14 protein-coding genes are annotated in these 20,602 nt (G+C 66.9%); 11 read left to right on the top strand and 3 right to left on the bottom strand.

Annotated features, from left to right (window positions below; genetic code table 11):
- The first annotated feature begins 31 nt into the window (after positions 1–31).
- The 3 genes from dnaE to tilS all read left to right on the top strand — a co-directional run bounded on the left by dnaE (position 32) and on the right by tilS (position 6,040).
- A complete protein-coding gene (gene dnaE, locus HR9077_RS19740) occupies positions 32–3,535 on the top strand; it encodes a DNA polymerase III subunit alpha (protein WP_136069010.1) in 3,504 nt (1,167 codons plus the stop codon).
- 135 nt (positions 3,536–3,670) lie between these two features.
- Positions 3,671–4,624, top strand: coding sequence for an acetyl-CoA carboxylase carboxyltransferase subunit alpha (locus HR9077_RS19745; protein ID WP_136069011.1), 954 nt, complete (start codon positions 3,671–3,673; stop codon positions 4,622–4,624).
- Positions 4,625–4,789: 165 nt separating this feature from the next.
- On the top strand, positions 4,790–6,040 hold the full coding sequence (gene tilS, locus HR9077_RS19750; protein ID WP_136069012.1) for a tRNA lysidine(34) synthetase TilS: 1,251 nt from the start codon (positions 4,790–4,792) through the stop codon (positions 6,038–6,040).
- A gap of 44 nt (positions 6,041–6,084) precedes the next feature.
- Here tilS and ppx read toward each other — a convergent pair whose 3' ends face one another.
- Positions 6,085–7,611 carry an exopolyphosphatase gene (gene ppx / locus HR9077_RS19755; RefSeq protein WP_136069013.1) on the bottom strand — a complete coding sequence of 509 codons (1,527 nt, stop codon included), beginning with the start codon at positions 7,609–7,611 and terminating at the stop codon, positions 6,085–6,087.
- A gap of 128 nt (positions 7,612–7,739) precedes the next feature.
- Here ppx and HR9077_RS19760 point away from each other — a divergent pair, with 128 nt between their 5' ends.
- The 8 genes from HR9077_RS19760 (at position 7,740) to HR9077_RS19790 (ending at position 17,088) form a co-directional block, all read left to right on the top strand.
- Positions 7,740–8,072 carry a thioredoxin family protein gene (locus HR9077_RS19760; protein WP_168381001.1) on the top strand — a complete coding sequence of 111 codons (333 nt, stop codon included), beginning with the start codon at positions 7,740–7,742 and terminating at the stop codon, positions 8,070–8,072.
- Between the two features lie 397 nt (positions 8,073–8,469).
- The gene (gene rho, locus HR9077_RS19765; RefSeq protein WP_136069015.1) at positions 8,470–9,729 is read left to right on the top strand and encodes a transcription termination factor Rho; all 1,260 of its coding nucleotides are present in this window, start codon (positions 8,470–8,472) and stop codon (positions 9,727–9,729) included.
- Positions 9,730–10,224: 495 nt separating this feature from the next.
- On the top strand, positions 10,225–11,706 hold the full coding sequence (gene ubiD, locus HR9077_RS19770; protein WP_136069016.1) for a 4-hydroxy-3-polyprenylbenzoate decarboxylase: 1,482 nt from the start codon (positions 10,225–10,227) through the stop codon (positions 11,704–11,706).
- A gap of 7 nt (positions 11,707–11,713) precedes the next feature.
- Entirely contained in the window at positions 11,714–12,502 is a 789-nt protein-coding gene (locus HR9077_RS19775; RefSeq protein ID WP_136069017.1) for an NAD(P)H-flavin reductase, read from the top strand.
- Entirely contained in the window at positions 12,499–13,212 is a 714-nt protein-coding gene (gene folM / locus HR9077_RS19780) for a dihydromonapterin reductase (RefSeq protein WP_136069018.1), read from the top strand. Before HR9077_RS19775 ends, folM begins: the two co-directional genes overlap by 4 nt.
- An 86-nt stretch (positions 13,213–13,298) precedes the next feature.
- A complete protein-coding gene (locus HR9077_RS22365; RefSeq protein ID WP_280178455.1) occupies positions 13,299–13,430 on the top strand; it encodes a hypothetical protein in 132 nt (43 codons plus the stop codon).
- Positions 13,431–13,731: 301 nt separating this feature from the next.
- Positions 13,732–14,802: a 3-deoxy-7-phosphoheptulonate synthase gene (locus tag HR9077_RS19785; RefSeq protein ID WP_136069019.1), complete on the top strand. Its 1,071-nt coding sequence runs from the start codon at positions 13,732–13,734 to the stop codon at positions 14,800–14,802.
- Positions 14,803–14,952: 150 nt separating this feature from the next.
- The gene (locus HR9077_RS19790) at positions 14,953–17,088 is read left to right on the top strand and encodes a PhoX family protein (RefSeq protein ID WP_136069020.1); all 2,136 of its coding nucleotides are present in this window, start codon (positions 14,953–14,955) and stop codon (positions 17,086–17,088) included.
- A 224-nt stretch (positions 17,089–17,312) separates the two neighbouring features.
- Here the strand turns inward: HR9077_RS19790 and ppk1 are convergent, their stop codons facing one another.
- Positions 17,313–19,520 (bottom strand): polyphosphate kinase 1, encoded by a 2,208-nt coding sequence (gene ppk1, locus HR9077_RS19795; protein ID WP_136069021.1) that lies wholly within the window; start codon positions 19,518–19,520, stop codon positions 17,313–17,315.
- A 36-nt stretch (positions 19,521–19,556) separates the two neighbouring features.
- A complete protein-coding gene (gene hemB / locus HR9077_RS19800; RefSeq protein WP_136069022.1) occupies positions 19,557–20,564 on the bottom strand; it encodes a porphobilinogen synthase in 1,008 nt (335 codons plus the stop codon).
- Positions 20,565–20,602 lie beyond the last annotated feature (38 nt).

A 20,602-nucleotide genomic window follows, 5' to 3' on the forward strand; every position in this document is an offset into this window, starting at 1 on the left:
GTCCCGATCGCCGAACAACCGCGAGCCCGATATGACCACGCCTTTCGTTCACCTCCGCGTCCACAGCGAATATTCCCTCGTCGATGGCCTGGTACGCCTCAAGCCGCTGGTCGCGGCGACCGCCGAGGCCGGCATGCCGGCGATGGCGGTTACCGACGAGGCCAACCTGTTCGGCCTGGTCAAGGGCTACAAGGCGGCGCTCGGCGCCGGCCTCAAGCCGATCATCGGCGCCGACCTGTGGCTCGAGAACCCCTTCGACGACAGTCATCCCTACCGGCTGACGCTGCTGGCGATGAACGACGTCGGCTACCGAAATCTTACCGAGCTGATCTCGCGGGGCTGGCTGGAAGGCCAGCGGCAGGGTATCTCGGTGCTCAAGAAGGAGTGGATCTTCGCCCAGAGCGAAGGGCTCATCGCGCTGTCGGGCGCGCGGGAGGGCGAGATCGGACGCTTTCTTCTCGCCGGTCACCAGGCCGGGGCGCGCACGGTGCTCGAGGAGTGGCAGCAGCACTTTCCCGGGCGCTTCTATCTCGAACTGCAACGTACCGAGCGCCAGTACGACGAGGAGTGCCTGCACCTGTCGGTGGAGCTGGCCGGCGAGACCGCGACCCCGGTGGTGGCGACCAACGACGTGCGTTTCCTAACCCGCGAGGATTTCTGGGCCCACGAGACCCGGGTCTCGATCGGCGAGGGCAAGGCGCTCGACGACCGCCGGCGCGAGCGTCGCTACAGCGAGGAGCAGTACCTCAAGAGCCCGGCGGAGATGGCCGAACTGTTCGCCGACATCCCCGAGGCGCTCGAGAACAGCGTGATGATCGCCGCGCGCTGCAACGTCGACGTGCGGCTCGGCGAGATATTCCTGCCCGAATTCCCGATCCCCGAGGGGATGACCCTCGACGGCTTCTTCCGCAAGGTCTCCCACGACGGCCTGAGCGAGCGCCTGACGCAGCTGTTCGAGGGCGAGGCGGCGATCTACGCCGGTCGCGATCGCGCCGAGCACGAAAGCGCCTATCGCGAGCGGCTGGACTTCGAGCTCGACATCATCATCAAGATGGGCTTTCCGGGCTATTTCCTGATCGTCATGGACTTCATCCGGTGGGCCAAGGACAACGACATCCCGGTGGGGCCGGGCCGTGGTTCCGGGGCCGGCTCGCTGGTCGCCTACGCGCTCAAGATCACCGATCTCGACCCGCTGGAATACGACCTGCTGTTCGAGCGCTTCCTTAACCCCGAACGCGTCTCGATGCCCGACTTCGACGTCGACTTCTGCATGGAAAAGCGCGACGACGTCATCGAGTACGTCGCCGAACGCTACGGCCGCGATGCGGTGTCGCAGATCGTCACCTTCGGCACCATGGCCGCCAAGGCGGTGGTGCGCGACGTGGCGCGCGCCCAGGGCAAGCCCTACTCGCTGGGCGACAAGCTCTCCAAGCTGATCCCCTTCGAGGTCGGCATGACCCTGGCCAAGGCGCATGAGCAGGAGGAGGCGCTGCGCGACTACCTCGCCAATGACGAGGAGGCGCAGGAGATCTGGGACATGGCGCTCAAGCTCGAGGGCATCACCCGCGGCACCGGCAAGCACGCCGGCGGGGTGGTGATCGCGCCGACCAAGCTCACCGACTTCTCGCCGCTGTTGTGCGACGAGGGCGGCGGCAGCCTGGTGGTGCAGTTCGACAAGAATGATATCGAGGACGCCGGACTGGTCAAGTTCGACTTTCTCGGCCTGCGTACCCTGACGATCATCGACTGGGCGCTGGAGATGGTCGACAGGGTGCGCGCTCGCGACGGTCAGGGCCCGTTGAACATCGACACCATTCCCCTCGACGACGTGCCGACCTTCGACATGCTCAAGAAGGCCGAGACCACCGCCGTCTTCCAGCTCGAATCGCGCGGCATGAAGGAGCTGATCAAGCGGTTGCAGCCCGACTCGCTGGAGGACATGATCGCGCTGGTCGCGCTGTTCCGCCCCGGGCCGCTGCAGTCGGGCATGGTCGACGACTTCATCAACCGCAAGCACGGCCGCGCCGAGCTCTCCTTCCCGCACCCGGACTACCAGCATGAACTGCTCAAGCCGGTGCTCGAGCCCACCTACGGCATCATCCTCTACCAGGAGCAGGTGATGCAGATCGCCCAGGTGCTGGCGGGCTACAGCCTGGGCCAGGCCGACATGCTGCGCCGGGCGATGGGCAAGAAGAAGCCCGAGGAGATGGCCAAGCAGCGCGCCGGCTTCATGGAGGGCTGCGCGGACAACGGCATCGACAAGGAGCTGGCGGGCAACATCTTCGACCTGGTGGAAAAGTTCGCCGGCTACGGCTTCAACAAGTCGCACTCGGCGGCCTACGGCCTGGTCTCCTACCAGACCGCCTGGCTCAAGGCGCACTACCCGGGGCCGTTCATGGCCGCGGTGCTGTCCACCGAGATGGACAACCTCGACAAGGTGGTGCCGCTGATCGAGGAGTGCCGCAACCTGGGCCTCACGGTGACCCCGCCCGACGTCAACGTCGGCGCCTACAAGTTCACCGTCGACGACGAGGGGCGGGTGGTCTACGGGCTCGGCGCGATCCGCGGGGTCGGCGAGGGACCGATCGGCGCGATCGTCGAGGCGCGCCGCGCCGGCGGGCCGTTTTCCGACCTGTTCGACTTCTGCCGCCGGGTCGATGGCAAGCGCATGAACAAGCGCACCCTGGAAGCGTTGATCCGCTCCGGTGCGCTCGACAACCTGGGGCCGTCGCGGGCGGTGCTCGGCGCCGCCCTGGAGGACGCGCTCAAGGCCGCCGCCCAGAGCACCACCAACGCCAACCTGGGCATGATGGACATGTTCGGCGAGGCATTCAGCGAGCCCGAGGCCGGCGACGCCTACGCCGACTACCGCGGCGTGCGCGACTGGAGCGACAAGGAGCGCCTGGCGGGCGAGAAGGACACCCTGGGGCTGTATCTCACCGGTCACCCGATCGACGAGTACGAGCACGAGCTGACGCGCTTCGTGTCGACCCGGATCAGCGATCTCAAGCCCTCCCGCGAGCCGCAGCGGGTCGCCGGGCTGGTGGTGGCGATGCGTACCATGAAGTCCAAGCGCGGCGACACCATGGCCTTCGTCACGCTGGACGACCGCACCGGCCGCATCGAGGCGTCGCTGTTCGGCGAACTCTTCGATCAGGCCCGCGGCAACCTGGGCACCGATCAGGTATTGATCGTCGAAGGCGAGGTACAGAGCGACGACTACTCCGGCGGGCTGCGGCTGCGCGGCAAGGAGATCACGGCGATGGTCGACGCCCGGGCGCGCTACGGCGAGGCCGTCGAGCTGTCGGTGGACGGTGCCCGCTGCAACGGGCGCTTCGTTTCCAGCCTGCGGGCGAGTCTCGACCCATGGCGCAACGACGCCGGTCTGCCGGTTCGGGTGCGCTATCGCAACGACCATGCCAGCGGCTGGCTGGAGCTGGGCGGCGACTGGAAGGTCTCGCCGGCCGACGAGCTTCTCGCCGCGCTGCGTGACGTCGAGGGCCAGGATGGCATTCGCCTCAAGTACCGTGGCTGACGCCACCGCGCGCGTACCTTGCGTGAGGCGAGCAAGCTGCGATAATACGCGGTTACCGCACGCCGATCGTGGCAGCGTCGCAAGACCGCCGTGGCCGCCAGGCTGCCCGTGCCTATTTCCAAAAGCAGAAGCGCTATGAATCCCAACTATCTGGACTTCGAACAGCCGATTGCCGAACTGCAGGCCAAGATCGAGGAGCTGCGGTTGGTCGGCAATGACAGCAAGATCAACATCAGCGACGAGATCGGCAAGCTCGAAGAGAAGAGCAAGAAGCTCACCGAGTCGATCTTCCGCGACCTGTCCGCCTGGCAGGTCTCGCAGCTTTCGCGCCACCCGCAGCGGCCCTACACGCTGGACTACCTCGAACGGGTGTTCAGCGACTTCGACGAGTTGCACGGCGATCGTCACTTCGCCGACGACGCGGCGATCGTCGGCGGCATCGCGCGGCTCGACGACAAGCCGGTGATGATCATCGGCCACCAGAAGGGGCGCGACGTCAAGGAGAAGGTGCGCCGCAACTTCGGCATGCCGCGTCCCGAGGGCTATCGCAAGGCCTGCCGGCTGATGGAGATGGCCGAGCGCTTCAAGATGCCGGTGCTGACCTTCATCGACACCCCGGGCGCCTACCCGGGCATCGACGCCGAGGAGCGAGGCCAGTCCGAGGCGATCGCCTACAACCTGGCGGTGATGTCGCGGCTCAAGACGCCGATCGTCGCCACGGTGATCGGCGAGGGCGGTTCCGGTGGCGCGCTGGCGATCGGCGTGTGCGACGAACTCGCCATGCTGCAGTATTCGACCTATTCGGTGATCTCGCCGGAGGGCTGCGCGTCGATCCTGTGGAAGAGCGCCGACAAGGCCTCGGAAGCGGCGCAGGCGATGGGCATCACCGCCGAACGCCTCAAGGAGCTGGGCTTCGTCGATACGCTGATCGACGAGCCGGTGGGCGGCGCCCACCGGCATCCGCGGATCACCGCCGAGCGCGTCAAGGAATCGCTGACGGCGAGTCTCGACCGCCTGCAGGCGATGGATACCGATGCCCTGCTCGAGCGCCGCTATGCGCGCCTGATGAGCTACGGCGCGCCGGCCTGATTGCCTAGCGGCTACTGCGCTCGCCGATACGGCGCGTTGGACAAGAACCCGGCCTGCTCATTGACCGGCTCGTGAACGCGTATGCGAGCCTAGTCCGCTTTCTCGCCGATTTTTGCCTGGTCTGGCCTTCGCTCGGAGCGGCCCCGCTAGACCGGAGGGTTCTCAATGTCCCTGCAAGCTACCATTGATCGCGCCCTGGCGGAGACACCGCCGGGGCGTGTCGTCTGGGTGGCCCTGTCGGGCGGGCTCGATTCCTCGCTGTTGCTGACCCTGGCCGCGCACGCTGTTCACCGCGTGCCCCGGCCGCTGTACGCCCTGCACGTCAACCATGCCCTGCAACCGGCCGCCGACGACTTCGAGCGTCACTGCGGGGCGCTGTGCGCGCGGCTGGGCGTGCCGCTGTTCGTCGAGCGGGTCACGGTCGAGCGGGCCGGCCTGGGGCTCGAGGCGGCGGCCCGCGAGGCGCGCTACGCGGCCTTCGCGCGGCGTGTCGCTCCGGGCGAGACGCTGTGGCTGGCCCAGCACGCCGACGACCAGGCCGAGAGCGTACTGCTCGCCGCGCTGCGCGGCAGCGGCATACGCGGGCTGGCGGCGATGCCGGCGCGGCGCGACTGGCGGGGACGGCAGCTGGTTCGCCCGCTGCTGGGCGTCACCCGCGCGCGCCTGGCGGAGGAGGCCACCGCGCTCGGCATACGCTGGCGCGACGATCCGAGCAACGCCGACAGTACCTTCGACCGTAACTTCCTGCGCCGGGATGTGCTGGCGCTGATTGGCGAACGCTGGCCGGCGGCCGCGGCATCGCTTGCCGACGTTGCCGAACGCGCCTCGGAAGCCGACGCCCTGCTCGACGAGCTGGCGGCGCTCGATCTGGCGCGTGCCGGTGGCGTGCCGGCGCGGCTCGCGCTGGATGTCCTGCGCCAGCTTTCCCCGGCCCGCCAGCGCCTGCTGATTCGTTACGCCTGCCAGCGCCTCGGCCTGCCGACGCCACCGGCGGCGCGCCTCGAGACCCTGCTCGCCCAGCTCGGCGCGCGCGCCGACGCGAAGGTTCATGTCGCCTGGCCGGGCGGGGAGGCCAGGCGCTGGCAAGGACATATCTATCTGCAGGCGCCGCCGGAGCCGCTGCCGAACGACTGGCGAAGCGAATGGGACGGCCACACAGCGCTGATGACCCCGGTGGGGCGTGTCGAGACACGCCTGGCGCCGGCGGGAAGCGCGCCGCAGCCGCTGACGCTGACCCTGCGCCAGGGCGGCGAATCGCTGCGTGTCGCCGGACGCGGCCGGCGTGACGTCAAGCGCCTGCTGCAGGAGGCCGGGGTGCCGCCCTGGCAGCGGTCCCGGCAATTGCTGGCCTGGCATGGTACGACGCTGGTCGCGGTGCTGGGCGTGGCCGTCGCCGAGGGTTGGGAGCAACGCTAGTTTCCGGTCAAGGCCCGGAGGCATCGCTGTCTCGTGTCGTGCGCTCAGGCCTCGATGGTCTGCGGCTCGAGGCTTAGCTCATAACCGGCGGCCTGTTGGTAGCCGGCTTCCTGTTGCAGGTCGTTGAGCAGCAGCGCATGTTCGCTGAGATTTTCGGGCAGGGTCAGATGCAGCGCCTCGCCCTGAACGGCCAGCGTGAAATCCATGATCGGCTGCTCGGGGCGGGAGTGATTGAGCGCCACCGCCAGGCGCAGCAGCCGTGCCAGGCGCGCATAACGCGGCTGCTGCGAGGCGGGCAGCGCCCCGAGCTCCTTGGCGGCGAACTTGCGCCGGTGGCAGCGCACCAGAAACGCCAGCAGCTGTTGCTCGGGGCGCGAGAACCCCGGCAGGTCGGCGTGTTCGAGCAGGTAGGCGCCGTGACGATGGAACTGGCTGTGCGAGACGGCCAGGCCGATTTCATGAAGCTCGGCGGCCCAGGCCAGGAACTGGCCGGCCTCGTCGCTCAACTGCCAGTGCGGTTGCACCTGGGCAAAGGCGGCCATGGCGGTGGCGGCAACATTGCCGGCCTGGCGTGGATCGACGCCGTAGCGGCGCTTCTGGGCGGCCAGGGTCTGCAGCCGCGAATCCTCGGCGGTGTCGCGGCCGATCAGGTCGTAGAGCACGCCTTCGCGCAGCGCGCCGTCGGAATAGCGCATGTGCTCGAGTTCGAAGGCTTCGAAGAGCGCGCAGAGGATCGCCACCCCGGCGGGGAACACCCGCGCGCGATCGGCCTTGAGCCCGTCCAAGGCCACCTTGTCGAGCTGCTTGCACTTGATCAGGCGCTTGCGCAGTCGCTCGAGGCCGTCGCGCTGGATGATCCCCTCGGGACTGTTGCCGGCGGCGGCGAGTACCGCGGCGACGGCCTTGATGGTGCCGCTCGAGCCGACCGGGTCGCTCCAGCCCAGCTCGCGATAGGGGCGCTGGATGTTGGCGATCTCGGACAGGGCGGCGAGTTCGGCCTGGCGAAAGCGCCGCTCGCTGATCTCGCCACTGGCGAAGAAGCGCTGGGTATAGGCCACGCAGCCCATGTGCAGGCTTTCCAGGGCCAGCGGCTCGAACTGCTCGCCGATGATCAGCTCGGTCGAACCGCCGCCGATATCGACGATCAGCCGCTTGCCGTGGACGTCGGCCAGCGCGTGGGCCGCCCCCAGGTAGATCAGCCGTGCCTCCTCGCGCCCGGCGATGATCTCGATCTCGTGGCCGAGCAGCGCCTCGGCGCGGGCGATCAACGTCTGGCTGTTGCTGGCCGAGCGCAGTGCGTTGGTGCCGACCACGCGCAGCTGCTGGGGCGGTATGCCCTCGATGAACGGCGCGAAGCGTTCGAGGCAGCTCAGGGCTCGCTGCATGGCCGCTTCATCGAGCTGCTCGTCGTCGTTCAGGCCGGCCGCCAGCTGGACTTTCTCGCCCTGCTTGGCGACCACTTGCAGCTCGCCCTGACGGTCGTTGGCCACCAGCAGGTGGAAGCTGTTCGATCCCAGGTCGATGGCCGCGAGGCGGCGCGGCTCCCCGGCGTTGGCGGGCGTCCTGCTCATGTGCTGTCCCTGTCTGGTCAATAGGGCAAGGTTGCTGGCGCTCCGGTGGCTTGTCAATCGCCGTCAGACGTCGTCCAATGGCGGCGGTAAGGCATGGCCACCCCACACTCCAGCCAAGGATCGAGATCATGGCCGAAGCATCCATCGAATGGCTCTCCGGCGACGCGCTCGAGGCACAGCTGTCGGCCTCGGGCAGCATGCTGCTGGTGTTCGTCGCCGAGTGGTGCGAACCCTGCCAGGCGCTGGTTCCGCGCCTGGAGCGGCTCGCCGTCCAGCAGCGCGAACGGTTGCGCTGTTATCTGGTCGACGTCGACCGCGACCCCTACGTGGCGCAGAAGTATGGCGTGCGCGGCATGCCGACACTGGCACTGTTCGAGGACGGCGACCTCGATGCCACACGGGTCGGCGCCCTCGACGACACCCAGCTGGCGAGCTTCATGGAAACCGCGCTGGATGCCTGATCGCTGTCCTCTGGCAGCGGAGCACGGCCCTTTTGCAGTACCAGGGCCGCGCAGGGGTTGCGTTTGTCTTCGCGCTTCACTAGTATCGAAGCGTTCGCCTGTTCCGAAAGCTTCCCGACCGCCCCCGCGGTCAACTCCAAGTCGTCAGAAAACCCGCTGTTCATCTCCGCTGTCGATTGGCAGTCGTTGATTGAAGGAAAGTAACACCAGGCGAAGGAACAGCGCCTCCCTCGATTCCGATAGTATCCATGGCCTCCCCGCTGAGACGCCATACGATGCCCACATCCGGCGAGAGGCTCACATCGGGTTCTGAACGCACCGCGCGGCGTACCGTCACCGCCTCCTGTCCTATCGGCCCAAAGCCGCCACGCTGACATGAGCTATTTCTGAACAAAAGATGAATCTTACCGAACTCAAGCAAAAGACCGTTCCGGAGCTGCTGGAGATCGCCCAGGAGATGGGCATCGACAATCTCGCCCGCTCCCGCAAGCAGGACATTATCTTCGCCATCCTCAAGAAGCACGCCAAGAGCGGTGAAGATATCTACGGCGATGGCGTTCTCGAGATCCTCCAGGACGGTTTCGGCTTCCTGCGCAGCGCCGACAGCTCCTATCTGGCCGGGCCCGACGACATCTATGTCTCGCCGTCGCAGATCCGCCGTTTCAACCTGCGCAAGGGCGATTCGATCTCGGGCAAGATCCGCCCGCCCAAGGAGGGCGAACGCTATTTCGCGCTGTTGAAGGTCAACCAGATCAACCTCGACAAGCCCGAGAACGCCAAGCACAAGATCCTGTTCGAGAACCTGACGCCGCTGTTTCCCCAGGAACGCATGTTCATGGAGATCGGCAACGGTTCCACCGAGGATCTGACCTCGCGGATCATCGACCTCACCGCGCCCATCGGCAAGGGCCAGCGCGGGCTGATCGTGTCGCCGCCCAAGGCCGGCAAGACGCTGATGCTGCAGAACATCGCGACCTCGATCACCCGCAACAATCCCGAGTGCCACCTGATCGTGCTGCTGATCGACGAGCGTCCGGAGGAGGTCACCGAGATGTCGCGCACGGTGCGCGGCGAAGTGGTCGCCTCGACCTTCGACGAGCCGCCGGCGCGTCACGTGCAGGTTGCCGAGATGGTGATCGAGAAGGCCAAGCGGCTGGTCGAGCACAAGAAGGACGTGGTGATCCTGCTCGACTCCATCACCCGCCTGGCGCGCGCCTACAACACCGTGGTGCCGTCGTCGGGCAAGGTGCTTACCGGCGGCGTCGACGCCCACGCCCTGGAAAAGCCCAAGCGCTTCTTCGGCGCGGCGCGCAACATCGAGGAGGGCGGCAGCCTGACGATCATCGCCACCGCGCTGGTCGATACCGGTTCGAAGATGGACGAGGTGATCTTCGAGGAGTTCAAGGGCACCGGCAACATGGAAGCCCATCTCGACCGCAAGCTGGCCGAGCGCCGCGTCTACCCGGCGATGAACATCCGCCGCAGCGGCACCCGGCGCGAGGACCTGATCGCCTCCGAGGAGGAGATGCAGCGCATGTGGATACTGCGCAAGCTGCTCAACCCGATGGACGATACCGCGGCGACCGAGTTCCTGATTGATCGTCTCAAGGATACCAAGACCAACATCGAGTTTTTCGAGGCCATGAAAAGACGTTGATTCTGGCCTGCTGCGCTCGACGATACGGCGTTGGAAAACAGCTGGTGCGCCAGCCCGGTCAAGCTGCTCATTTACTAAAGTAAACTCCGCTTTGGACTCGCGACGTCCATGTCGCTCGCTCTGCGAGCAGCGGAGCTGCCCAAATCGTTCATCCTGACGATTTGTCGCTGTTTTCCGCCTTGCCTCGCCTTCGCTCGCAACGGCCAGTTCTCAACGCTTCGGTGGTTAGATCAAGGCAAGCGGCTTCGGGGACAGGCCGCAGAGGAGGTCCTACGCCATGGCCGGAAAGTGCTCCCTACAATTCCGGCATTTCCGCCATCCATGGCGGTCAGATAGCTTAGGTAGCGCCCAAGGATGGGTTCATAGCGCCTCCTCGCAGGCCTGCCCCGGGCTGACGTGTGGCAAGATATATCGTCGAGCCGAAGGTCTATGAGCGGTCAACGAAAGGGGCGGCATGCTATGCTGCCCCTTTCGCGTTCTGGCACGGAAATCCATATGAAGTATAAGGACTTGCGCGAGTTCGTCGCGGCGCTCGAGGCGCAGGGCGAGTTGCAGCGGATCAGCGCCGAGGTCGACCCCTACCTCGAGATCACCGAGATATGCGATCGCACCCTGCGTGCCGGCGGCCCGGCGCTGCTGTTCGAGAACGTCAAGGGTCACGACATGCCGGTGCTGGGCAATCTGTTCGGCACGCCGCGCCGCGTGGCGCTGGGCATGGGCCAGGACAGCGTGGCGGCACTGCGCGAGGTCGGCGAACTGCTGGCCTTCCTCAAGGAGCCGGAGCCGCCCAAGGGCTTCCGCGACGCCATCGACAAGCTGCCGGTGTTCCGCCAGGTGATGAGCATGGGACCCAGGACACTGCGCAAGGCCCCGGTGCAGGAGGTGGTGCTCGAGGGCGATGCCGTCGATCTCGATCGCATTCCCATCCAGCACTGCTGGCCGGGCGACGTCGCGCCGCTGGTCACCTGGGCGCTGGTGGTGACTAGGGGCCCGCACAAGGAGCGTCAGAACCTGGGGATCTATCGTCAGCAGAAGCTCGGCAGGAATCGCCTGATCATGCGTTGGCTCTCCCATCGCGGCGGCGCGCTGGACTTCCAGGAGTGGCAGAAGGCCCATCCCGGCGAGCCGTTCCCGGTGGCGGTGGCGCTGGGCGCCGACCCGGCGACCATCCTCGGTGCGGTGACGCCGGTGCCGGACACGCTCTCGGAGTATGCCTTCGCCGGCTTGCTGCGCGGCTCGCGCACCGAGCTGGTCAAGTGCGGACACGCCGAACTCGAGGTGCCGGCCTCGGCGGAGATCGTTCTCGAAGGCTTCATCCATCCCGGCGATACCGCGGAGGAGGGGCCCTACGGCGATCACACCGGCTACTACAACGAGGTCGAGACCTTCCCGGTGTTCACCGTCGAACGCATCACCCACCGCCGCGATCCCCTCTACCATTCCACCTACACCGGGCGCCCCCCGGATGAACCGGCGATACTGGGGCTGGCGCTCAACGAGGTGTTCGTGCCGATCCTGCGCAAGCAGTTCCCCGAGATCGTCGACTTCTACCTGCCGCCCGAAGGCTGTTCCTACCGCATGGCGGTGGTGACCATGAACAAGCAGTATCCGGGGCATGCCAAGCGGGTGATGATGGGCGTGTGGAGCTTCCTGCGCCAGTTCATGTACACCAAGTTCGTGATCGTGCTCGACGCCGATGTCGATGCGCGCAACTGGCAGGACGTGATCTGGGCGATCACCACGCGCATGGACCCGGCGCGTGATACGGTAATGGTCGAGAACACCCCGATCGACTATCTCGATTTCGCCTCGCCGGTCGCCGGGCTGGGCTCGAAGATGGGCCTGGACGCCACCGACAAGTGGCCCGGCGAAACCGACCGCGAATGGGGCCGCCCGATCGTCATGGACGCGGGCACCAAGGCACGCGTCGACGCGCGCTGGGCGGAACTCGGCATCAACCTGCCCGACCAATCATGAGGAAAGCATGACGGCAAGGATTCTGACCTGCCAGGTCGCCTCGGTGGAGGACCTGACCCCCGACGTCTTCCGCGTACGCCTCGAGGGACGCAGCGAGGCCGTGGCCCATGCCCCGGGGCAGTATCTCGAACTCAAGCTCGACGACGACACCTGGGTACCGTTCTCGATCGCCAATGCCCATCGCGACGACGGCAGCATCGAACTGCATATCCAGCACTGGCCCGAACGAGCCAATTCGCAGCGTCTGCGCGAACTGATGCAGCACATGAGTCGACTCACCATCCGCCTGCCCGGTGGTGACTGCGTGCTGGATCCCGACAGCGCGCGGCCCCTGTTGCTGATCGCCGCGGGCACCGGCTTCGCCCAGATGAAGGCGCTGCTCGAGGCCGCCTTCGCCGCTGATTCCGCGCTGCCGGTGATGTTCTGGTGGGCGGTGCGTGAACGCCGCGACTTCTATCTCGAGAGCCTGGCCCGCGAATGGGCCGCGGATCACCCCAACTTCAGCTTCCATGCCGTCGCCGAGGAGCCGCTCGATCCCGGGTTCGCGGACGAACGGGTTCACGTCCACCAGGGGCGGATCGACGAGGCGCTGGCCGCCGCGCTGGACGACGTCTCGGGCCATGACGTCTACCTTTCCGGCTCGCCGGGGATGGTCTATGCCTGCATCGATACGCTGACGCCGCTGGGGCTCGAGCCGGGACACGTGTTCTCCGACGTCTTCGCCTACGCGCCGCGCAAGCCGCTGTTCCCGGCGCTCGAGACCGATGCGACGCGGGACGGGAGCAGTCGTTCGTGAGCGTGGCGCCGATCCTGATCACCGGCGCCGCTCAGCGGGTCGGCCACTACTGCGCCCAGCGGCTGCTCGACGACGGCCATCCGCTGATCGTCGGCTATCGGCGCGAGCATGACTCGCTCGAGGCGTTGCGCCGTCGCGGGGCGATCACCCTGCAGGGCGATTTCGCCGAGCGGGCCGGCATTCTCGACTTCATCGAGCGCTTGCGCGGCGAGACGTCCGCGCTGCGGGCGATCGTCCACAACGCCGCGGCCTGGGCGGGGGATGCCGAGGACGATGGCAGCGGGGCGCATTTCGAGCGATTGTTCCACGTTCACATGCAGGCGCCGTATCTGATCAACCGGCTCTGCCGCGACCTGCTCGAGGCGTGCAGCGAGCCGCAGCGCGACATCGTCCATATCACCGACCACCTGGCGGCACGCGGGATGCCCGAGCATGTCGCTTACGCCGCGACCAAGGCGGGGCTCGACAACCTTACCCGCTCGTTCGCCGCGCTCTACGCGCCCGGTATCCAGGTCAATGCCATCGCCCCGGGGCCGGTGATGCTCAATGGCGACGACGATACCGGGATCGGCGAGGCCGTGCGCGGCCACTCGGCGATGGGGCTGGTGCCGGGCCCCGGCGTGATCTACCAGAGCCTGCGCTACCTCCTCGACAACCGCTTTACCACTGGCGTGACCCTGACGGTGGATGGCGGCTCGCTGAACTCCTGACCACGGTGGCGTCGTTCGCCTTCGCTCGAGGGTTGCCAAAACATGGCGGATGTGTAGGATTGAAGGCGAACATCAGGAGATGACCCATGGTCAGCAACCCGCAGACAGCCATCGTCACGACGACCCGCCGCGCTTTCGCCGGCGGCTTCGGCGTGTCCGCCTGGCAGGGTTATGGCTACTGGTTTACGCGGGGTGCGCCCGGCGGCCCGGCCGATTAGGCCTGAGCCGCGAGCGCACCCTGACCGCCAGGGTTGCCTCCCCAAACCCCCGTCGGCAACCCGGCGGGGGTTTTTTAATGCACGGCAGACACCGACCGCGACAAGGAGACGACCATGACCCTCAGCACATTCGCCTATCCGCACTATTCGGACGCTTATCGGGGCGAGGGTTACTGGCGATTTAGTCGCACCCGGCCGGTACAGTCTGCCGCCTCTGGCCGGGCACGCCACATGGGCGGCCAACGAACGCTACGAAGTCTCCCTGCCCGCTGATGCGGGCCCGCGCCAGGAAGCCATGCTCATGAACGCACCTCTGACCCTGACCGACGCCCCGCGCGAGACGCGCGAAGCCACCCGAACGATGCAGCGCGCCTTGCCCACCGCCGCCGAGTTGCGCCGCGAGATCCCCCTCGGGGGCCCTTTGGCGGCACAGCTCGAAGCCCAGCGTCAGGCGATCCGTGCCATCCTCGATGGCCACGACGATCGCCTGCTGGTGGTGGTCGGGCCCTGTTCGATCCACGACCCCGAGGCCGCGCTGGCCTATGCCGAGCGCCTCGCCGAGCTCAATCGCCGGGTCGACGACCGCCTGCTGCTGGTGATGCGCGTCTACGTCGAGAAACCGCGCACCACGGTGGGCTGGAAGGGGCTCGCCTACGACCCGCACCTCGACGGCAGCGACGACATGGCCACCGGCCTGGCGTTGTCGCGGCGGCTGATGCGCGACATCGCTGCGCTCGGGCTGCCGGTAGCGACCGAGCTGCTGCAACCGATGGCCGCCAGCTATTTCGACGACCTGCTGGCCTGGGCGGCGATCGGGGCGCGCACCACCGAATCGCAGATCCATCGCGAGATGGCCAGTGGCCTCGAGGCCGTGGTCGGCTTCAAGAACGCCACCGACGGCGATATCGGCGTGGCGATCGACGCCATGCAGGCGGCCGCGCATGGCCACCGGCACTTCGCCATGGGCCTCGATGGCAGCCCCGAGATGCGCGAGACCGCCGGCAACGCCTATACCCACCTGGTGCTGCGCGGCGGTCACGGCCAGCCCAACTACGATACCTCCAGCATCGCCGCCAGCCGCCGGGCGCTGAACGAGGCCGGCCTGGCCGCGCGGATCATGGTCGACTGCAGCCACGCCAACTCGCGCAAGGATCATCGCCGCCAGAGCGAGGTGCTGCTCGACGTGCTCGGCCAGCGTCTGTCAGGTGACGACAGCCTGGTCGGGGTGATGATCGAGGGTCATCTCAACGAGGGCAAGCAGCCTCTCAAGCCCGGCGCGCTGCGCTATGGGGTGTCGATCACCGATGCCTGCCTGGGGTGGGAAACCACCGAATCGCTGCTGATGCGCGCCGCCGAACGGCTGCGCGCTTGAGCCACAACGGAGAACGCCATCGCCAGGACCCGCCCCCGTCCGAGGGGGCGCCTTCATCGTGCTGTCATCATCGCCGCTTACCGTGAGTCCGGCACCGTCCAGGCGCCTTGGCATCGCCTGGCCAACAATCACGTGATGAGTGAGGGGATGATGAGCAAGGAAATCGAAGATCCGCGGGTTCACAACGACAGCCGCAACGAACCCTTTTCCAGCGTGCTCGACAAGCATGTCTCGCGGCGCGGGATCATGCAGGGCGGCCTCGGCCTGGCGGCGCTGTCGGTGTTCGGCGGTTTCGGCCTCGGCGGACTGAGTGGCCTGGCTTCGGCCGACAGCGGCGCCGCGAAATCGCCCTTGTCGCTGGCCTTCGAGTCGCTGCGCGGCTCGCGCACCGATGCGGTGGTGGTACCCGAGGGCTATACCGCCCAGGTGCTGATTCCCTGGGGTACGCCGCTCAACGCCCAGGCGCCGGCCTGGCGCGACGATCTCGCTATCACCCCTGCGGTCCAGGCCAACAGCGTCGGCATGCATCACGACGGCATGCACGCCTTCGCGCTCGACGAAGCCAGCGCCTCGCGCGACTTCCTGCTCGCCCTGAACAACGAATATATCGACCAGAAGGCGTTGTGGGCGCCTCAGGGCGGGCCGACCAATGCCGAAGAGGGGCAGCGTCCGGCCGATGAAGTCCGCACCGAGATCAACGCCCACGGCATTACCATCGTGCGCGTCCGCAAGGGCTCCGACGGCCGCTGGCAGCACGTCGCCGACGACGCCTACAATCGCCGCTTCACCTCGGCGACGCCGATGCGCCTGGCCGGCCCGGTCGCCGGCAGCGCCTACGTCAGGACCAGGTACTCGCCCGAGGGTAGTCACACCCGCGGCACCAACAACAATTGCGCCAACGGCTACACGCCGTGGGGCACCTACCTGACCTGCGAGGAAAACTGGCCCGAGGTGTTCGTCAATCACGGCGAACGCACGCGCGACGATGCGCGCCTGGGGCTGCCCACCGAACGCGGCCGCTACGGCTGGGAAACCGCCGCCGGTGATGCCAGCGAGCGCGCCGACGAGTTCGCGCGTTTCGACGTCACCCCGCGCGGAGACGCGCCCACCGACGACTATCGCAACGAGACCCGCACCTTCGGCTATATCGTCGAGATCGACCCCTATGACGGTAGCGCCCAGGCGGTCAAGCGCACCGCGCTGGGGCGCTTCCGGCACGAGGGCTGCTGGCCGGGCAAGCTGGTCGAGGGCCAGCCGGTGGTCTTCTATTCCGGTCACGACTCGCGCAACGAGTACATCTACAAGTTCGTGTCCGATGCCGTCTGGGACCCGGCCGATGCCAACCGCGTCGGTGCCGATTACGACCGCCTGGCGATCGGTGCCAAGTACATGGACCAGGGCACGCTCTATGTCGCCCGCTTCGACGCCGACGGCAGCGGCGAATGGCTGGCGTTGACGCCGGACGCCGAGACGGCCGATGGCGAGCGACTCGACGCCGCGCTGGGGCTCGAGCGCGGCGATCTGGCGGGGGTGATCGTGCATACCTGCGACGCCGCCGACCTGCTGGGCGCCACGCCGATGGACCGGCCCGAGTGGGGCACCGTCGATCCGGCCACCGGCGAGGTCTACATGACCCTGACCAACAACTCCAAGCGTAGCGCCGAGGACACCGCCGCCACCTTTACCAACGACGGCAGCGCCATCGACGGCCCGGGTGTCGGCTATGCCACCGCACCGACCAACGCGCCCAACCCGCGTGCCGACAACCAGGCGGGCCAGGTGATCCGCTGGCGCGACACGGGGGCAAGTGCCTTCGAATGGGAGATCTTCGTCTTCGGCGCCGCTGCCGACGACGCCGACAACCTGTCCGGGCTCACCGAGGCCAACCAGTTCGCCAGCCCCGATGGCCTGTGGTTCGACGAGCGCGGCGATGGCCAGGGGATCCTGTGGATCCAGACCGACAACGGCTACGAAGGGGTTAGCGAGCACACCAACGACCAGTTGCTGGCGGTGGTGCCGGCGTCGGTCAGCCGCAAGCCGGGCGGTGCCGCGGTGATCGGCGCCGCCGACCAGGCGCAGCTCAAGCGCTTCGCCGTGGGGCCCAACGACTGCGAGGTCACCGGGATCTTCGCCACACCGGATCGCACGGCGCTGTTCATCAACATTCAGCACCCCGGCAACTGGCCGTCGGGCGATGATGCCACGGCCGCGACCAGCGGCACGGTGCGTCCGCGCGCCTCGACGGTGGTGATCCAGAAGGCCGATGGCGGCCAGGTCGGGGTGTAACTGAAGGCTTGAAGAGCGCCGCTACGCGGCTGGAAGCTGGAAGAAAAACCGCCTCCGTAGCTTGAGCTTGCTACGGAGGCGGTTCGGTTTAGGCTGCCTTCGAGCTTCGAGCTTCGAGCTTCGAGCTTCGAGCTTCGAGCTTCGAGCTTCGAGCTTCGAGCTTCGAGCTTCGAGCTTCGAGCTTCGAGCTTCGAGCTTCGAGCTTCGAGCTTCGAGCTTCGAGCTCAGGCCTTGCTGGCGTAGGCGTAGAGCAGCGTTTCCTGGGCGCTGATCGGGGCGGCGCCGCAGGGCTCCTGCTTGCGGTAGCTGCCGTCTTCCTGAAGCAGCCAGCTCTGGCAGTTGTCGACCAGGTAGGTTTCCAGATCCTTGCGCACCCGCTGGGCGAGCTTCCTGTCGAGGATCGGGAAGCAGGTCTCGACACGATGGAACATGTTGCGTTCCATGAAGTCGGCACTCGATGCCCAGGTCTCGGGCTTGCCGTCGTTGTGGAAATAGAAGACCCGGGTATGCTCGAGAAAGCGGCCGATATTCGAGCGAACCCGGATGTTGTCCGAGATGCCGGGCACCCCGGGGCGCAGGCAGCACATCCCGCGGATGATCAGGTCGCAGCTCACTCCGGCCCGCGAGGCGCGATACAGCGCACGGATCAGGCGTGGCTCGGTCAAGGAGTTGCACTTGATGATCAGGTGGGCCTTTCTGCCCTTCTCGGCGATCTTGGCTTCACGGTCGATCATCTCGACCAGCCGTTGATGCAGCACGAAGGGGGCATGCAGCAGGCGGACGATGTCGCGGGGCTTGCCCATCCCGGACAGCTGCTGGAAGACCCGGTGCACGTCCTCGCACAACGTCTCGTTGGCGGTCAGCAGGCTGTAGTCGGTATACAGCTTGGCGGTCTTCGAATGGTAGTTGCCGGTGCCCAGGTGCGCATAGTAGCGCAGCTCGCCGCTTTCGCGACGCACGATGTGCAGCATCTTGGCGTGGGTCTTGTAGGCCATCACCCCGTAGATGACGATCGCCCCGGCTTCCTGGAGGCGCGATGCCAGTGCCAGGTTGTCGGCCTCGTCGAAGCGGGCGCGCAGTTCGATGACCACGGTGACTTCCTTGCCGTTGCGCGCCGCGTCGACCAGCGCGCTGACGATGCTCGAATCGGCGCCGGTGCGATACAGCGTCTGCTTGATCGCCAGCACGGCGGCGTCGCGGGCGGCCTCGCGGAGCAGGTCCTCGACCGGCGCGAAGGACTGGAACGGATGATGCAGCAGGATGTCGTTGTGGCGAATCGCCTCGAACAGGCTGCCATCGTTCTTGATCGGCTTGGGCAGTCCCGGCATGAAGGGCCGGTAGAGCAGGTCCGGGCGTTCGATATCGCCGAGTACCGACATCATGCGGGTCAGGTTGACCGGGCCGCTGACCCGGTAGAGGTCCGGCTCGTCGAGCTCGAACTGCCTGAGCAGGAAATGGGCGAGCCGATCGGGACAATTGTCGGCGACCTCCAGACGCACGCCGTCGCCGTAACGTCTTGCCAGAAGCTCGCCGCGTAGCGCCGAGGCCAGGTCGGACACCGCCTCGGGATCGACCGTCAGGTCGGCGTTGCGGGTCAGTCGGAACTGGTAGCAGCCGCGCACCTCCATGCCCGGGAACACTTCCTGGGCATGGGCATGAATCATCGACGACAGGAACACGTAATCGGTGTAGCCCGGCTCGGCGAGCGCATCGGGCAGGCGGATGACCCGCGGCAGCGAGCGCGGCGCCGGCAGGATCGCCAGGCCGCCCTCGCGGCCGAAGGCGTCCTTGCCCTCGAGTTCGACGATGAAGTTGAGGCTCTTGTTGACCAGCCGCGGAAAGGGGTGGGAGGGGTCCAGCCCGATCGGGCTGATCACCGGCGCGATCTCATCGTCGAAGTACTCGCGCACCCAGTCGCGCTGGGCCTGGGTCCACTGCGCGCGGCGGCGGTAGCGAATGCGCTGCTCCTCGAGCGCCGGGATCAGCTCCTCGTTGAGGATGCGGTACTGGCGCTCGGTCTGCTCGTGGGCGATGCGCGATATCTCGGCGAGAACCCGGCGGGGGGGGAGTCCATCGGGGGCGCTGGCATCCTCGTGGCCGAGCATCAGCTGATGCTTGAGCCCGGCGACCCGGATCTCGAAGAACTCGTCGAGGTTCGACGAGAAGATCAGCAGGAACATCAGCCGGTTGAGCAGCGGATGCGAGGTATCCAGGGCCTGCTCGAGCACACGGATGTTGAACTGCAGGTGCGAGAGTTCGCGATTGAAGTAGAGCGACGGATCGTCGAGCTCGGCCTCCGGCGAGGGCGTCGGCTTGGCGTGAATGCCGGTGCGGGTACGATTGACCCGCAACGGTGCCTCGTTGGTGGCGTCGCTGCTTGCCGTGTCGACCGCCTCGGCGGGCGGCGTGGGCTGGCTCGGCGTTTCTTCCATCGGACGACTCCAGCGCGGCGAGGGCGCCTCCCGCCGCTATTCGTTGAGCAATTGCGCCGCGCGCTTGGCGAAGTAGGTCAGGATGCCGTCGGCCCCGGCGCGCTTGAAACACATCAGTGACTCGAGAATCACCGCGTCGGCCTCCAGCCAGCCGTTCTCGAAGGCGGCCATGTGCATCGCGTACTCGCCGCTGACCTGGTAGGCGAAGGTCGGCACCTGCAGCTCGCGCTTGATGCGGCCCAGCACATCGAGATACGGCATGCCCGGCTTGACCATCACCATGTCGGCGCCCTCGGCGAGATCCATCGCGGTCTCGTGCAGCGCCTCGTCGCTATTGGCCGGGTCCATCTGATAGGTGGTCTTGTCGGCGCCGCCGAGATTGACCGACGAACCCACCGCATCGCGGAACGGGCCGTAATAGCGCGAGGCATACTTGGCGGAGTAGGCCATGATCCGCGCGTTGTGCAGGTTCTCCTGCTCGAGTACCGCGCGGATCGCGCCGATCCGTCCATCCATCATGTCCGAGGGCGCGACGATGTCGGCGCCTGCCTCGGCGTGCGACAGCGCCTGCTTGAGCAGTGTCTCGACGGTGCGGTCGTTGAGCACGTAGCCGTGTTCATCGAGGATGCCGTCCTGGCCGTGGCTGGTGTAGGGGTCGAGGGCGACATCGGTGATCAGGCCGAGCTCGGGGCAGGCCTGCTTGAGCGCACGCACGCTGCGCTGGACCAGCCCGCCGGCGTTGTAGGCCTCCTCGGCGAACTCGCTCTTCTGGGCCGGATCGATCACCGGGAACAGCGCCAGTGCCGGAATGCCCAGCGCGGCGACTTCGCGCGCCTCCTCGATCAGCAGGTCGAGCGACAGACGCTCGACGCCGGGCATCGATGCCACCGCCTCGCGGCGATTGTCGCCGTCGAGCACGAACACCGGCAGGATCAGGTCGCTCGGGGTCAGTGTCGATTCGCGCATCAGGCGACGCGAGAAGTCGTCCTTGCGCATGCGGCGCATGCGCGTGTTCGGATACTGGCGTTGGGTTAGCAGACTCAAGCTGATTTCTCCGGTCGTGAAGGGCGCGACCGTCATTG

The organism is Modicisalibacter radicis (assembly GCF_900961225.1).
GTDB lineage: Bacteria > Pseudomonadota > Gammaproteobacteria > Pseudomonadales > Halomonadaceae > Modicisalibacter.

Bases quoted from the DNA above. Each gene is read 5' to 3' on its own strand.
- HR9077_RS19785 (WP_136069019.1), top strand. From the start codon at position 13,732: ATGAACGCACCTCTGACCCTGACCGACGCCCCGCGCGAGACGCGCGAA.
- rho (WP_136069015.1), top strand. From the start codon at position 8,470: ATGAATCTTACCGAACTCAAGCAAAAGACCGTTCCGGAGCTGCTGGAG.
- ppk1 (WP_136069021.1), bottom strand. From the start codon at position 19,520: ATGGAAGAAACGCCGAGCCAGCCCACGCCGCCCGCCGAGGCGGTCGAC.
- HR9077_RS19790 (WP_136069020.1), top strand. From the start codon at position 14,953: ATGAGCAAGGAAATCGAAGATCCGCGGGTTCACAACGACAGCCGCAAC.
- HR9077_RS22365 (WP_280178455.1), top strand. From the start codon at position 13,299: ATGGTCAGCAACCCGCAGACAGCCATCGTCACGACGACCCGCCGCGCT.
- dnaE (WP_136069010.1), top strand. From the start codon at position 32: ATGACCACGCCTTTCGTTCACCTCCGCGTCCACAGCGAATATTCCCTC.
- ppx (WP_136069013.1), bottom strand. From the start codon at position 7,611: ATGAGCAGGACGCCCGCCAACGCCGGGGAGCCGCGCCGCCTCGCGGCC.
- tilS (WP_136069012.1), top strand. From the start codon at position 4,790: ATGTCCCTGCAAGCTACCATTGATCGCGCCCTGGCGGAGACACCGCCG.
- HR9077_RS19760 (WP_168381001.1), top strand. From the start codon at position 7,740: ATGGCCGAAGCATCCATCGAATGGCTCTCCGGCGACGCGCTCGAGGCA.
- HR9077_RS19775 (WP_136069017.1), top strand. From the start codon at position 11,714: ATGACGGCAAGGATTCTGACCTGCCAGGTCGCCTCGGTGGAGGACCTG.
- ubiD (WP_136069016.1), top strand. From the start codon at position 10,225: ATGAAGTATAAGGACTTGCGCGAGTTCGTCGCGGCGCTCGAGGCGCAG.
- HR9077_RS19745 (WP_136069011.1), top strand. From the start codon at position 3,671: ATGAATCCCAACTATCTGGACTTCGAACAGCCGATTGCCGAACTGCAG.